Genomic DNA, 13,823 nt, shown 5'->3' on the forward strand with positions numbered 1-13,823 from the left:
CGGCTCGGCGGTTGCCTAGAGACCCAGGTCCGCGGCGAACGAAGCCTCTTCGAGGCGCTTCTTCACGGTGGTGAGGAAGCGGCCCGCGTCGGCGCCGTCGATGAGGCGGTGGTCGTAGGTCAGCGGCAGGTACGACATCGACCGCACCGCGATCGATTCCGAACCGTCCTCGTCGGTGATGACGACCGGGCGCTTGACGATCGCACCGGTGCCCAGCATCGCCGCCTGCGGCGGGACCAGGATCGGGGTGTCGAACAGCGCGCCCTGGCTACCGATGTTGGTGATGGTGAAGGTGCCGCCGGCGAGCTCGTCGGGCTTGAGGCCGTTGGAGCGTGCACGCGCCGCGATGTCGGCGATGGCGCGGGCGAGGCCGGCCACCGACAGGTCGTCGGCGTTGTGGATGACCGGCGACAGCAGACCCTGCGGGGTGTCGACCGCGATGCCGAGGTGCACCTTGTCGTAGTAGGTGATCTCCTTGGCGTCCTCGTCGATCGACGCGTTGACGTTCGGGTGCGCCTTCAGCGCCTCGACGACGGCCTTGGCGATGAACGGCAGGAAGGTCAGGTTGACACCCTCGGACGCCTTGAAGTTGTCCTTCGCCGCCTTGCGGAGGCTGACGATCTTGCTCATGTCGACCTCGAACACCTGCGTGAGCTGAGCGGACTGCTGCAGCGACTCGCGGGTCTTCTTGGCGGTGATCTGGCGGATCCGGTTGATCTTCTGGGTGGTTCCGCGTAGCTCGGCGAGCTCCGGGCGGATCTCCGGCGAGGCCGACGACGACGACGAAGACGCGGCGGCGGCCGGCTCGGCCTTCTTCTCCGGTGCGGCGGCCGGCTTCTTGGCGGCCTCGGCTGCGGCCAGCACGTCCTGCTTGCGGATACGGCCACCGACACCGGTGCCCTTGATCGAGTTCAGGTCGATGTTGTTCTCCGCGGCCAGCTTGCGCACGAGCGGGGTCACGTACGGGGTCGACTCGACGGTCGGCGGGTCCGACTTCGCGGGGGCCTGCGCCTTCGGCTCTTCCTTGGGCTCGGGCTTCGGTTCCGGCTTGGGCTCTTCCTTCGGCTCTTCCTTGGCCTCCGGCTCCGGCTCCGGCTCGGGCTCGGGTTCCGGCTCCTTCTTGGACGGCGCGGCCGAGGCGTCACCGATGACGGCCAGCTTGCCGCCGACCTCGACGACGTCGTCCTCTTCGGCAAGGATCTCGAGCAGGGTGCCGGCGACCGGCGACGGGATCTCGGTGTCGACCTTGTCGGTGGAGACCTCGAGCAGCGGTTCGTCGGCGGCGACCTCGTCGCCGACGGCCTTGAGCCAGTTGGTCACCGTGCCCTCGGTGACGGACTCGCCGAGCTCGGGCATCAGGACGTCGGTGCCCTCGGCCGAGCCGGAACCGGTGTCGGCGGTGGGCTTCTCGGCGGGTGCCTCTTCCTCGGTGGACGGCTCCTCGGCCGCCTCCTCGGGTTCGGGCTCGGGGGCGGCCTCGGTGGGCTCGTCGCCACCGGCCGAATCGTCCGAGCCGGCCTCGTCGGCGTCGCCGATCAGTGCGAGTTCGCCACCGACCTCGACGACGTCGTCTTCCTGGGCGAGGATCTTCGTCAGAACGCCCGAGGTCGGGGCGGGGATCTCCGTGTCGACCTTGTCGGTCGAGACCTCGAGCAAGGGCTCGTCGGCCTCAACGGTGTCGCCCTCCTCCTTCAGCCACCGGGTGACTGTCCCCTCGGTGACACTTTCACCAAGGGCGGGCATCTGGACGGAGAAGGCCATCGTTGTGAACTCCTGAACTCGACGTGGTGGTCTGTAGGGGGTGGCCCGTCGGTGTGTGCTCCGTGGGCACGGGGGTGGGAAGCAGTCGGGGGGACCGCCGAGACGGGTGGCGGATCAGCCACTCGTCCCCGCGGATCACCCTACCCGTACGCCGCTTCGCCGACCGGATTCGGCTCGTACTCGCGGGTAACGATTCTCAACCGTCGGCGGGACGACATGTCAGCCGTTGGCCGCGATGTCCTCGAGGACGGCTGCGATCGTGCGGACGGGTACGCCCGTGCCGCCCTTGGTGGTGTAACCCCACGGGCCGCCGGTGTTGAATGCCGGGCCGGCGATGTCGATATGGGCCCACTGCACGTCCTCCGGCACGAACTCCTTGAGGAAGATGCCCGCGGCGAGCATGCCGCCCCAACGGTGCGGAGTGACGTTGGCGAGATCGGCGACCCGGGACTTGAGGTCCGCGCGCAGCTCGGCGGGCAGCGGCATGGCCCAGGCGTTCTCGCCGACATCAGCCGACCGGGCGGCGACCCGGTCGCGGAACTCGTCGGTGCCCATGACGCCCGGGGTGCGGGTGCCGAGCGCGACCATCTGCGCGCCGGTCAGGGTGGCGGTGTCGATGAGATAGTCGGGGTCGTCCTCGGCCGCGCGCACGATCGCGTCGGCGAGGATCAGCCGGCCCTCGGCGTCGGTGTTGAGGACCTCGACCGTGCGTCCGCCGTACTGGGTCAGCACGTCGCCGGGACGCTGGGCCGTCGCCGACGGCATGTTCTCGGCCATCGGCACGGTCGCGGTGACCGAGACATCGAGGTCGAGGCGGGCGGCGAGGATGGTCGCGGCGATGACCGCGGCCGCACCACCCATGTCCGAGGTCATCTGGTCCATGTTCGCGGCCGGCTTGATGGAGATGCCGCCGGTGTCGAAGGTGATGCCCTTGCCGACCAGGGCGACCTTCTTGGACGCCTTCTTGCCGGTGTGGGTCAGGCGCACGAGGCGGGGGAGACGTGAGGAACCCTTGCCGACGCCGATGATGCCGCCGTAACCCTGCGCCTCGAGTTCCTTGTCGTCGAGGATCTCGACCTTCAGGCCGGCCTTGGAGCCGAGCGTGCGGGCGCGGGCCGCGAACTCCTCCGGGAACAGGTGGCTGGGCGGGGTGTTCACGAAGTCGCGGGCGATGGCAACCGAATCGGCGACTGCGATCGCGCGGTCGAGCTCGGCCTTGGCCTCCTTGGACTTGGACTCCACCAGCAGTGTGATGTGTTGCGGCGGAGTCTTCTTCGGCTTCGACGACTCCGACCGGAACTCGTCGAACCGGTACGCGCCGAGGAACAGGCCCTCCGCGGCGGCGGCGAGGTGGACCGACGAGAGGGTGGTCGCGACCGACTCGAGGCCGTCGAGTTCGCGGGCGACGATGCCGGCGGCCTGACGGACCTGGTCGGCGTCGTCGAGGTTGTCGGCGTCGCCGAGGCCGACCGCGACGACGAGGTCGACGGGCAGCGACTCGGGTGCGGCCAGGCGGGTGACCTCGCCGTGCTTCCCGGTGGCGCCGAGGGCTGTCAGCGCGGCGGTGATCGCTGCGGCCTGGGCGTCGTCGAGCACGCCGTCGCCGATGGCGAGCGTCGGCTCGGCGGTGGAGTCACCCTTGCCGTCGGCCTTCTCGTCGGCGTCGGGCGCGCCGATCAGGCCGATGACCAGGGCGGCGTCGCCCTTGCCGATCGAGGTGGACAGGTCGAATTCTGGGCCGCGTACGCGGTCGACGGTGTCGTTCTTGCTCACCCGCTCAACTCTGCCACAGCGCGCCGGATGTCGGCGGCGGCCGCGGGACCGGCCCGGCCGGCGGGTGCGGCCCGATACCGTATGGGCCATGAGTGAACTCCTCGCCGGACCCATCGCCGACCGTCACGCCGCACTCGGTGCGAGTTTCGCCGAGTTCGGCGGCTGGAACATGCCGGTGTCGTATGCGGGCACCGTCGCCGAGCACACCGCGGTCCGCGAGGCCGTGGCGATCTTCGACGTCAGCCACCTGGGCAAGGCGCTGGTGTCGGGTCCCGGCGCCGCCGCGTTCGTGAACTCGACCCTCACCAACGATCTCGGCAAGATCGTTCCAGGGAAGGCGCAGTACACGCTGTGCTGCAACGAATCCGGTGGTGTCGTCGACGACCTCATCACCTATCTCGTGAGCGACGACGAGGTGTTCCTCGTCCCCAACGCCGCGAACACCGAGAGCGTCGTTGCGCAGATGTCGGCCGTTGCGCCCGACGGGATCTCGATCACCGACCAGCACCGCGACTTCGCGGTCTTCGCCGTGCAGGGCCCGCGCTCGCCGGAGGTCCTCGAAGGACTCGGCCTGCCCGCCGACATGGAGTACATGGCCTTCGCCGACGCCGAGCTGTCCACCGCCGACGGCGACAAGCCGGTCCGCGTGTGCCGCACCGGATACACCGGTGAACGCGGCTACGAGATCCTGCCCCGCTGGGACGACGCCGGCGCGGTCTTCGACGTGCTGCTCGAGGCGATCACCGCGGCAGGTGGGCAGGCCGCCGGCCTCGGTGCCCGCGACACCCTGCGCACCGAGATGGGTTACGCCCTGCACGGCCACGAGCTCAGCCCCGAGATCACCCCGGTCCAAGCGCGGTCGAGCTGGGCGGTCGGCTGGGACAAGCCGTCGTTCTTCGGACGCGACGCCCTGCTCGCCGAGAAGGAGGCCGGCCCGGCGCGTCGCCTCTACGGACTCAAGGCGACCGGCCGCGGCGTGCCGCGCGCCGACTGCGCGGTCAAGTTGGGGGACACGAGGATCGGGGTGTGCACCTCGGGCACGTTCTCGCCGACCCTCAAGCAGGGAATCGCGCTCGCGCTGCTGGACACCGCGTCGGGTGTCAAGAAGGGCGACCAGGTCGTCGTCGACGTGCGCGGCCGCGATCTCACCTGCGAGGTCGTCATCCCGCCGTTCGTGCCCTCGCACGTCTGACCGCGATGTGACGCCGGTCCATGCGCCGGCTCACACGCATCGGACGGCCGCGGAAATGCTTTTGCGGCCAGCGGTACCATGGGCCGCATGACCTTGGAGTTCAACCGTACCGAGCATCCCCATCCGGTGTCGGAGAACCGTCGCGCGGAGATTCTCTCCGCCCCGGGATTCGGCCGCCACTTCACCGACAACATGGTGATGGTGGACTACGACGCGGACAAGGGCTGGCACAACGCGCAGGTACGGCCGTACGGACCGATCGCGCTGGATCCCTCGGCGATGGTGCTGCATTACGGTCAAGAGGTCTTCGAAGGTCTCAAGGCCTACCGTCAGCCCGACGGTTCGATCGCCGCCTTCCGTCCGGAGGCCAACGCGGAGCGGATGCAGCGCAGCGCCGAGCGGCTCGCCATGCCGGCACTCCCGGTCGAGGACTTCATCGGGTCGCTGAAGGCTCTGCTCGATGCCGACAACGCATGGGTTCCGCCGTCAGGCGGTGAGGAGGCGCTGTACCTGCGGCCCTTCATGTTCGCCTCGCAGGCGGGCCTCGGCGTCAATGCGCCGTCGTCGCAGTACATCTACTCCGTCATCGCCTCGCCGGCCGGCGCCTACTTCTCCGGCGGCATCAAGCCCGTGAGCGTGTGGCTGTCCACCGAGTACGTGCGCGCCGCTCCCGGTGGCACCGGCTTCGCCAAGTGCGGCGGCAACTACGCCGCGGCCTTCCTGGCGCAGCGTCAGGCCACCGAGCAGGGTTGCGATCAGGTCGTCTGGCTCGACGCGATCGAACGCCGCTACATCGAGGAGATGGGCGGCATGAACCTGTTCTTCGTGTTCGGCTCCGGCGCCGACGCCCGCCTCGTGACCCCGGAACTGTCGGGTTCGCTCCTCCCGGGCATCACCCGCTCGTCGCTGCTGACGCTGGCCACCGACGCCGGCTTCGCGGTCGAGGAACGAAAGATCACCACCGAGGAACTCCGCAAGGGCGTCGCCTCGGGCGACATCACCGAGGTCTTCGCCTGTGGCACCGCCGCGGTGATCACCCCGGTCGGTCACGTCAAGGGCGTGGGCGAGGACTACACGATCAACAACGGTCAGACCGGTGAGGTCACCCAGGCCCTCCGCGACACCCTCACCGGCATCCAGCGCGGCACCTTCGCCGACACCCACGGATGGATGACGGAGCTCTACCGGGCCTGAGCGAGACTCACCCAGGCCGAGCCACCCACTCGCTGCCTGAGGAGCGAGGAGCGCAAGCGACGAGCCACGAAGGCTTGGTGACATGACGTCGCCGGCCCTTCGTGGCTCGCTGCGCTCGCACTATCGGGGAGCGACGGCGCCCTGTGCGGCGATGCTCAGCCATCAAGCGTGGCGTGACCCGCACGACTTCTTGGTGGGCACCACGCAGGTCACGTTCGAGGCGGCGGACCTGTTGCGGCAGTCCTCGATGGCCACAACACCTCCGCGACCTCCGCAAGCGTCGAAAATCTCGTCCCCCTGAGGTGCCTCCGAGGGCACATTGCCCTCGGACACCCCTGAGCGGGACGAGTTTTCACGCAGCAGTCCGCCGAAAGGCGAGCGAGGTCGCAGTCGCCGGCAATAGGTTTCGCCCAGCGAAACATATTGCTGATCGTCGGCCGTCGAGCCCCGACCGGCGTTGGGAACGGCACCCCCTCCGCTGCGACACCGTAAAAGGTGTGGGCCCAACGCACCGCCTTGAGATGGCCCGTAGTGGTTGCAGGGACGACTGTGATCCGAGTGCGCGGCCGACGGAATCGACGGCGACAAAGGTGTGGGAGCGCTTGTGAACATCAGCACCAATGACGATCAGGGAGTTTGCCTTCCGGTCACGGGAGTGGGCGGACAGTCGGGCCGGTCGGTGGACATTCTTCAGTGGAGGGGCGCTGCCACGCTCCTATCAAGTCACGCCGACCGGTCCGTCACACCAGATGCAGGCACGATGAGGCAACGCCAAACCCGCAGGGGTGGCAGGGAGCAGGTGAGCCGAACACCTGATGGACGAAACCCGATCACCACTTACGTGGCTCCACAACCCTGACACTGAAGGGAGCTCAGGGGGTCGCGTTCGCACCTCGGGGAGCTGAGGGGGTTGCGTTCGCACCTCGCGGAGCAGAAGTCGCGCCCGCGCAAGGGAGCTCTGAATCCTCAGACCAGCAAGCCGACGAGCGCGAGGGCGACGCCGAGTTCGATCGTGGCCCCCAGGACGTCGCCGTTGAGCCCGCCCATGCGCCGCGCGCAGTGCCGGGTGAACACCCACGCGAAGACCACGACAGCGAGGACGACGACGATCGCCTGCACCACCGCGACGACATCGAACCCGTTGTCGCGCAGGCCGATCGGCACCGTGCCTGCGGCAGCGACCAGGCACCACACCGGGATCGAGACCCGCTGCGTACCGGCGACGAGGGCGCCGAAGCCGTTCGGGTGAGCGGGGGAGATCGATCGTCGGGTGCCGACCACGGCTCCCAGCCGCCCCAGGGCGATGGCGAAAGCGAGTTCGTACCACCGTGATTGGCTGACGAGACCGGTCGACCCGGCGGCCTGTATCCCGAGTGTGAGGACGAGGGTCGCCACGCCGAACGGGCCGACGGTCCCGCTGCGCATCACCTCGGCGACCCGCTCGGGCGGGCCGTAACAACCGAGTCCGTCGGCGGTGTCGGCCAGGCCGTCGAGGTGCATTCCGCGCGTGAGCGCCGCTGCCAGGACGACCACGAGAATGCCGATGAGAGCGGTGGGGAGATCTGTGAACGACAGCCCGAACGCAAGGGCGGTGGCCGCGGCACCGATCACGATGCCGACAACAGGGAGCGCTGCCATCACCGCACCGCCCACCGCGCGATCCGGTGCCTCATTCGGGTCGGTCCCCGTGCCGACCGGGAGGACCGTCATCCAGCACAGTGCGGTCCGGACCGCCCCTAGCGGCGAGATCATCGCGCGACCGGACGTGTCATGGGTGTCAGGACGTCTCGGCGGCTTCGGGTACGGCCGCATCGTCGCGGTCGGTCACCCCGGCCTCGGCGAAGGTCGCCATCGAGATGAGGATGTCGGCGGCCGATTGCACGACCGGCAGAGCCAGGACCGCGCCGCTGCCCTCGCCGAGGCGCATCGACAGGTCGAGGACCGGTTCGAGGTCGAGGTGGTCGAGCGCGATCTGATGCGCGGGCTCCACCGAGCGGTGTCCGGCGATCCACCAGCGCGTGGCGCCGGGTGCGAGTTCGTTGGCAACCATCGCGGCCGCGGTGATCACGACGCCGTCGAGGATGACGGGCGTGCGGCGGAGCGCGGCCTGCGCGAGGAAGCCCGCGGTGGCCGTCAGGTCGGCGCCGCCGACCGCGGCGAGGAGGGCGAGCGGATCATGCACGACCTTGCGGGCGCGGCGCATGCCGTCGCGGATCGCGGCGGTCTTGCGCATCCAGCCGTGGTCGTCGACACCCGTTCCGCGGCCGACGATCTCGACCGGCTCGCGGCGCGTGAGCGCACCGATGAGGACGGTGGCGGGGGTGGTGTTGCCGATGCCCATCTCGCCGGCGATCAGCAGGTCGCTACCCGAGTCGACGAGCCGGTCGGCGATCGCCCGTCCGGCGGCCAGTGCGGCGCGGGCCTCGGCGAGGGTGATGGAGTCGGTGGTGCGCAGGTCCTCGCTGCTGCGGCGGACCTTGAAGGTCGACAGGTGGGGAGCGGTGTCGGCGTCGACCGACATGTCGACGACCGTCACCGAGGCGCCGACGCGTGCGGCCATGACATTGACTGCGGCGCCGCCGGACTCGATATTGGCGACCATCTGCGCGGTCACCTCCGGCGGGAACGCCGACACGCCGCCCCGCGCGACGCCGTGATCGCCGGCGAAGACGACCACGCTCGGCGAGGTGATCGGCGCGGGCGGGCACTGACCCTGGCACGCGGAGATCCAGACCCCGATCTCCTCGAGGCGACCCAGCGAACCCGGTGGCTTGGTGAGTGACTTCTGGCGTTCGCGAGCCTCGAACGCGACCGCCTCGCTCGGTGGAGTGATCGGGTCGAAGACCTCGGCGTCGGTGGGATCGGGGAGCTCGCCGGACGCCGTGACGGGTGTGGGCTCGGCGACCGGTCCGGGCGTGACCGGGGCGGGGGTCGCCACCGGTGCTGTCGTGACCGGCGCGGCGGCGGGACCGGACTGTGCCGCGGACTGTGCCGCGGAAACCGGTGCGCCGGTGTGGTCTTCGACGGACGAGCCGGGCAGGTCGAGCACGCGGCCGGCGACCACGAGGGACACCCGGTCGCACGCCTGTGCCACCGCAGAGTTCAAGGTGCCGAGCAGGTCCTGGAACAACCGGCCGGCCGGCGTCGGGGGGACCAGGGACAGGCCGACCTCGGAACTGATCAGCACCACGTCAGCGTTCATCGCCGCCAGCGCGTCGCAGAGCTCGGTGATGTCGGCGTCGAGGTCGATGTCCGAACCGGAGTCCCAGCCGTCGACGGCGTCGATCCGCGCGGTGAGCCAGCTGCCGAGGTCGTCGACCAGGGCCGGGATGTCGGGTGCCGCGCGGAGGGCCTCGGCGAGATCGGTGGTCTCGATCGTGGTGTAGCGGGCGTCCCGACGCTGCTTGTGGGTGTTCACCCGCGCCGTCCACTCGGCGTCGGTCGTGGTCACCGGACCAGTGGCCAGGTACCGGATCTGCTGGTGCGCGCGGAGCAGCGACTCGCCGTGTGCGGATTTACCCGAACGCACACCGCCCAGGACGAGTGTGCGCGTAGCGCGATCGGTCATCGATCAGACTTCGTCGCCGCGCGACACCGAGGGCTTGGGTGCACGCATCTTCCGCAGCTGCATCGCACGGGTGAAGGCGTACCAACCGAGCTTGAAGCCGCCGTCCTGCGAGTCCGGATAGCGTTCGGCGACACGGCGATTCACGAGACGACCGAGGATGAAACCGTCGACGGCCATCAGGACGACGAAGGCGACGAGGATCAGGTTGGTGAGCCCGGCTGCCTGCGGAACCATGAACATCAACACGATCAGCAGGATCGCGAACGGCATGAACAGGCCGGCGAAGTTGCGGCGCGCGTCGACGATGTCGCGGGTGTAGCGACGGACCGGGCCCTTGTCACGGGGCATGAGGTAGGCCTCGTCGCCCTCCATCATCCGCTCACGCTGCTCGAGGCGCTTGGCGCGACGCACCGCGGCGAGCTGCTTCTTCTCGTCCTTGGAGAGCGTGTTCTTCAGTTCCTTCTTGCGCGCGCGGGCCTCGGACCGGGTGGTCGGCGGCGGCGCGACGGGCCCACGGCGCTTCTCGGCCTCGCGACGCTTGGGGGTCGGGCGGCCTTTGCCGGGGGTGGTCTTGCTGCCCTTGGCCGGCGCGGAGTCCTCGGTAACCGCATCGTCGGCGGCGTACGTGGTCACCGTGCTCTCGCCGGATTGCTCCGACGTCTCGTCCTTCTTCCATGGCAGCTTCACGCCTACGAGGGTAGGTGATCGCGGTTGCGGTCGAAACGCGTGGTCGTCGCTTTTCGGTGGACCCTCGCGGACCCCCGAATCGGTCACCCTGCCGGGTGGCGGCGGCGCTCCTATACTTCGTGCTCATGACCCGGGACGGAAGTCGGCGTTTGCATATCCTGATCGCGCCGGATTCCTTCGGCGACACCATGTCCGCCGTCGTGGCCGCGAACGCCATCGCCCGCGGATGGATGGCCGCCCGACCCGACGACACCCTCGTCGTCGCACCGCAGTCCGACGGCGGGCCGGGGTTCGTCGACGTCCTGGCCTCACGGTTCGGCACCCTCGTCGCCGAGGACGTGCACGGTCCACTCGGCGCCGGCGTCACCGCGCACTGGCTCTTCGACGCCGCGTCGTCGACCGCCTACGTCGAATGCGCCCAGGCCTGCGGGCTGCATCAACTGGGCGGCCGGCCGACCCCGCGGACCGCGGTCGCGGCGACGACACACGGCGTCGGTGAACTCGTCGCGGCGGCCCTGGCGCATGGCGCCCGACGCCTCGTCGTCGGACTCGGCGGCAGCTCGACCACCGATGGCGGCGCGGGGCTCGTCGACGCACTCGGCGGGCCGGATGAGGCGCGCGAGCGACTCACCGGGGTCGAGATCGTCGTGGCGTCGGATGTCGAGAACCCACTGCTCGGTGCGCTGGGCGCCGCGGCGGTGTTCGCGCCGCAGAAGGGGGCCGACCCCGAGACCGTCGAACTCCTCGAGAAGCGCCTCACCGAGTGGTCGATCACTTTGAACGAGCTCGCCGGGAGTGACATCACCGCCGACGCCGGTGCCGGAGCGGCGGGTGGGCTCGGCGCTGCGCTGCTCGCGCTGGGCGGCCGGCGCGTGTCCGGGGCGACCGTCGTCGCCGACGCCACCGACCTGAACGCCGACGTCGCGGCAGCCGACCTCGTCATCACCGGCGAGGGCAAGTTCGACTCCCAGACACTCCGCGGGAAGGTCGTGTCGGCCCTGCACAACGCCGCATCGACGACGGGCGCAGGGGGTGTCGGGGCGCAGACGGTGGTCCTGGCGGGACAGGTCGCGCTGTCCCCGGCCGAGATCGAGGAGGCCGGCATCGCGGGTGCGCACGCCATCGTCGATGTCGCCGGATCGGTCGAGGTCGCGATGAACGACGCCGAGAACCAGCTCGTGAAGCTCGCGGAGGCGGTCGCAGGCGTTTTCGGCGGTGGGTGACCTCGATACGCGGCACCCTCGCTGCACTCGGTCGGCGCTACTCGGCCGGCAGGAACGAGCGCCGGTCGCGGTGGGCGAGGAGCGTTGGACGGGCGGTCGTGTCCTTCGCTGGTTGAGTAGGCGAGGAGCGTGCGACGAGCCGTATCGAAACCAGGTCCGAATGGGCGGGAATAGTCCTGGAAGGAGTACGGTTGTACGCACGGGCACAACCGGTCGACCTCCCGGCGAGCGGGTGTTTCCCGATCACGCGCGGGCAGAGGGCTCCGCGACGAGATCGGACCACGTCACACCGGGACCACACCACTACAGGAGCATCAATGACCGTGCAGAACGAAACGAGCACTGCCACCGGCGTCATCCTGAGCGACGCAGCCGCCTCCAAGGCAAAGGCACTGCTCGAGCAGGAAGGTCGCGACGACCTCGCGCTGCGCATCGCCGTGCAGCCGGGTGGATGCGCTGGTCTGCGCTACCAGCTCTTCTTCGACGATCGCACCCTCGACGGCGACATCACCTCGGACTTCGGCGGCGTCACGCTGGCCGTCGACCGGATGAGTGCTCCCTACGTCCAGGGCGCCACCATCGACTTCGTGGACACCATCGAGAAGCAGGGCTTCACGATCGACAACCCGAACGCCACCGGCAGCTGCGCCTGCGGTGACTCGTTCAACTGAGTCGAACACGTCTTCCGACACCGGCCGTATCCCGATTCGGGATGCGGCCGGTGTCGTGTGTCGGGGCAGTGGGTAGCGTGAACAGCTGTCCGACCAACCAACCGAAGGGCTGAGAACGCCAGTGGCAATCGTTGTATGCGGCTCCATCGCAACCGACCATCTGATGAAGTTCCCCGGAAAATTCTCCGAGCAGCTGCTCGGCGATCACCTCGAGCACATCTCACTCAGCTTCCTCGTCGAGGACCTCGTCGTCCGACGCGGCGGCGTCGGCGGCAACATCTGCTACGCCATGGGCCAGCTCGGCGGCAACCCGGTGCTCGTCGGTGCGGTCGGCTCGGATTTCCACGACTACCGCAAGTGGCTCGAGTCCAACGGCGTCGACTGCCGAGGCGTCCGGGTCTCCGAGACCCATCACACCGCTCGCTTCATGTGCACAACCGACGAGACGATGGCGCAGCTCGCCACGTTCTACGCCGGCGCCATGAGTGAGAGCCGTGACATCTCCCTCGCCGACGTCATCGCCGTGACCGGCACGCCGGAGCTCGTGCTGATCGGCGCCGACGACCCGGCCGGCATGCTCAGCCACACCGAGGCCTGCCGGGCCGCCGGAATCCCGTTCGCCGCCGATCCCAGCCAGCAGCTGGCCCGTCTGGACGGTGAGCAGGCCCGGACCCTCATCGAGGGTGCCGACTACCTGTTCACGAACGAGTACGAGTGGGGTCTGCTGCGTCAGAAGACCGGCCTGTCCGAGGCGCAGGTCGCCGAGATGGTCGGCGTGCGCGTCACCACCCTCGGCAAGGACGGCGTCGAGATCGTCGAGCGAGACGGCACCCGCATTCACGTCGGTGTGGTCCCGGAGACCGAGAAGGTCGATCCGACGGGCGTCGGCGACGGTTTCCGCGCCGGCTTCCTGTCCGCGCTGTCCAAGGGACTCGGCTTCGAGCGCGCCGCGCAGGTCGGCTCGATGGTCGCCGTGCTGGTGCTCGAGACCGTGTCCACGCAGGACTGGTCCTGGGACATCGAGTCCGCCCTCGCCCGCATCGAGGGTGCCTACGGCGCCGAGGCCGCAGCGGAGATCAAAGCCGCCTTCTGAGAAGTTCTTTCGGAACGGGTGGCGCGGGCTACGGTCTGCGCCACCCGTTTTCGTTGTGCCGGGGCGGTGATCGGTCTGACATTGCCCTCGGGATCGGCGGTGTGCCAACGTGGAGGCAGAGTCCGTTCTACTGGACTCCCGGACGAGGGGTGCTGTACCCGGTGTGCGACAAGACGGCCCACAGGAGGCTGTCATGTCGTGGTTGATCCTGGTGTTGTCCGGTGTCTTCGAAGCCGTCTGGGCCACCGCGCTCGGCAAGTCCGAGGGATTCACCAAGCTCGGACCGTCCGTTGTCTTCTTCGTGGCCCTTGCCATCAGCATGGGCGGCCTGGCCTACGCGATGCGCGATCTGCCGGTGGGTACCGCGTACGCGGTCTGGGTCGGCATCGGGGCTGTGCTGACCGTCGTCTACGCGATGTCCACCGGTGAGCAGCCGGTCTCGCTGGTCCAGGCGCTGTGCCTGGTGATGATCGTCGGCGGGGTCATCGGGTTGAAGCTGGCGCACTGACCCTGCTCCATGAGTGAGGAGTGGCACGCCTTCGGCCTCGATCCCTGAGGAGCGCCCGGAGCTTGCGGAGGACGCGTCACGAAGGGCCGGCGAGATCGGCTCACCAGGCCTTCGAGGCTCGTCGCCGGCGCTCCTCGCACCTCGGGCAGCGGG

The 13,823-nt window shown here is 69.3% G+C and carries 11 protein-coding genes, 2 pseudogenes and 1 riboswitch; of the genes and pseudogenes, 6 read left to right on the plus strand and 7 right to left on the minus strand.

The window, feature by feature from the left end:
* Nucleotides 1-15 precede the first annotated feature (15 nt).
* Nucleotides 16-1,761 carry a 2-oxoglutarate dehydrogenase, E2 component, dihydrolipoamide succinyltransferase gene (gene sucB, locus M1L58_RS21875; protein WP_248660456.1) on the minus strand — a complete coding sequence of 582 codons (1,746 nt, stop codon included), beginning with the start codon at nucleotides 1,759-1,761 and terminating at the stop codon, nucleotides 16-18.
* Between the two features lie 219 nt (nucleotides 1,762-1,980).
* Nucleotides 1,981-3,534 (minus strand): leucyl aminopeptidase, encoded by a 1,554-nt coding sequence (locus tag M1L58_RS21880; protein ID WP_248660457.1) that lies wholly within the window; start codon nucleotides 3,532-3,534, stop codon nucleotides 1,981-1,983.
* Between the two features lie 88 nt (nucleotides 3,535-3,622).
* Here M1L58_RS21880 and gcvT point away from each other — a divergent pair, with 88 nt between their 5' ends.
* Nucleotides 3,623-4,726, plus strand: coding sequence for a glycine cleavage system aminomethyltransferase GcvT (gene gcvT / locus M1L58_RS21885; protein ID WP_248660458.1), 1,104 nt, complete (start codon nucleotides 3,623-3,625; stop codon nucleotides 4,724-4,726).
* Nucleotides 4,727-4,813: 87 nt separating this feature from the next.
* Nucleotides 4,814-5,920, plus strand: coding sequence for a branched-chain amino acid aminotransferase (locus M1L58_RS21890; RefSeq protein WP_040536751.1), 1,107 nt, complete (start codon nucleotides 4,814-4,816; stop codon nucleotides 5,918-5,920).
* Between the two features lie 130 nt (nucleotides 5,921-6,050).
* On the opposite strand, the pseudogene M1L58_RS23685 reads toward M1L58_RS21890, so the two are convergent.
* From M1L58_RS23685 to M1L58_RS21910, 5 genes and pseudogenes are all read right to left on the minus strand, one after another.
* Nucleotides 6,051-6,180 (minus strand): annotated as a pseudogene (locus M1L58_RS23685) (IS110 family transposase); the annotation flags it as partial.
* Nucleotides 6,181-6,405: 225 nt separating this feature from the next.
* A pseudogene (locus M1L58_RS21895) lies at nucleotides 6,406-6,551 on the minus strand (IS110 family transposase); the annotation flags it as partial.
* A gap of 335 nt (nucleotides 6,552-6,886) precedes the next feature.
* Nucleotides 6,887-7,672 (minus strand): adenosylcobinamide-GDP ribazoletransferase, encoded by a 786-nt coding sequence (locus M1L58_RS21900; RefSeq protein ID WP_248660459.1) that lies wholly within the window; start codon nucleotides 7,670-7,672, stop codon nucleotides 6,887-6,889.
* 25 nt (nucleotides 7,673-7,697) lie between these two features.
* Nucleotides 7,698-9,488 carry a nicotinate-nucleotide--dimethylbenzimidazole phosphoribosyltransferase gene (cobT, locus tag M1L58_RS21905; protein WP_248660460.1) on the minus strand — a complete coding sequence of 597 codons (1,791 nt, stop codon included), beginning with the start codon at nucleotides 9,486-9,488 and terminating at the stop codon, nucleotides 7,698-7,700.
* A 3-nt stretch (nucleotides 9,489-9,491) separates the two neighbouring features.
* Nucleotides 9,492-10,175, minus strand: a complete 684-nt coding sequence (locus tag M1L58_RS21910; protein ID WP_248660461.1) for a DUF3043 domain-containing protein — start codon at nucleotides 10,173-10,175, stop codon at nucleotides 9,492-9,494.
* 149 nt (nucleotides 10,176-10,324) lie between these two features.
* Between M1L58_RS21910 and M1L58_RS21915 the strand changes: the two genes are divergently transcribed.
* From M1L58_RS21915 to M1L58_RS21930, 4 genes are all read left to right on the plus strand, one after another.
* Nucleotides 10,325-11,398, plus strand: coding sequence for a glycerate kinase family protein (locus M1L58_RS21915; protein WP_248660463.1), 1,074 nt, complete (start codon nucleotides 10,325-10,327; stop codon nucleotides 11,396-11,398).
* Between the two features lie 317 nt (nucleotides 11,399-11,715).
* A complete protein-coding gene (locus M1L58_RS21920; RefSeq protein ID WP_005200132.1) occupies nucleotides 11,716-12,069 on the plus strand; it encodes a HesB/IscA family protein in 354 nt (117 codons plus the stop codon).
* Between the two features lie 121 nt (nucleotides 12,070-12,190).
* The gene (locus M1L58_RS21925; RefSeq protein WP_248660462.1) at nucleotides 12,191-13,162 is read left to right on the plus strand and encodes a carbohydrate kinase family protein; all 972 of its coding nucleotides are present in this window, start codon (nucleotides 12,191-12,193) and stop codon (nucleotides 13,160-13,162) included.
* A gap of 115 nt (nucleotides 13,163-13,277) precedes the next feature.
* Nucleotides 13,278-13,345, plus strand: a riboswitch (guanidine-III (ykkC-III) riboswitch).
* Nucleotides 13,346-13,355: 10 nt separating this feature from the next.
* Nucleotides 13,356-13,670: a DMT family transporter gene (locus M1L58_RS21930; RefSeq protein ID WP_154884388.1), complete on the plus strand. Its 315-nt coding sequence runs from the start codon at nucleotides 13,356-13,358 to the stop codon at nucleotides 13,668-13,670.
* Nucleotides 13,671-13,823 lie beyond the last annotated feature (153 nt).

This window comes from Gordonia sp. C13 (assembly GCF_023218005.1).
Taxonomy (GTDB): Bacteria; Actinomycetota; Actinomycetes; order Mycobacteriales; family Mycobacteriaceae; genus Gordonia; species Gordonia namibiensis.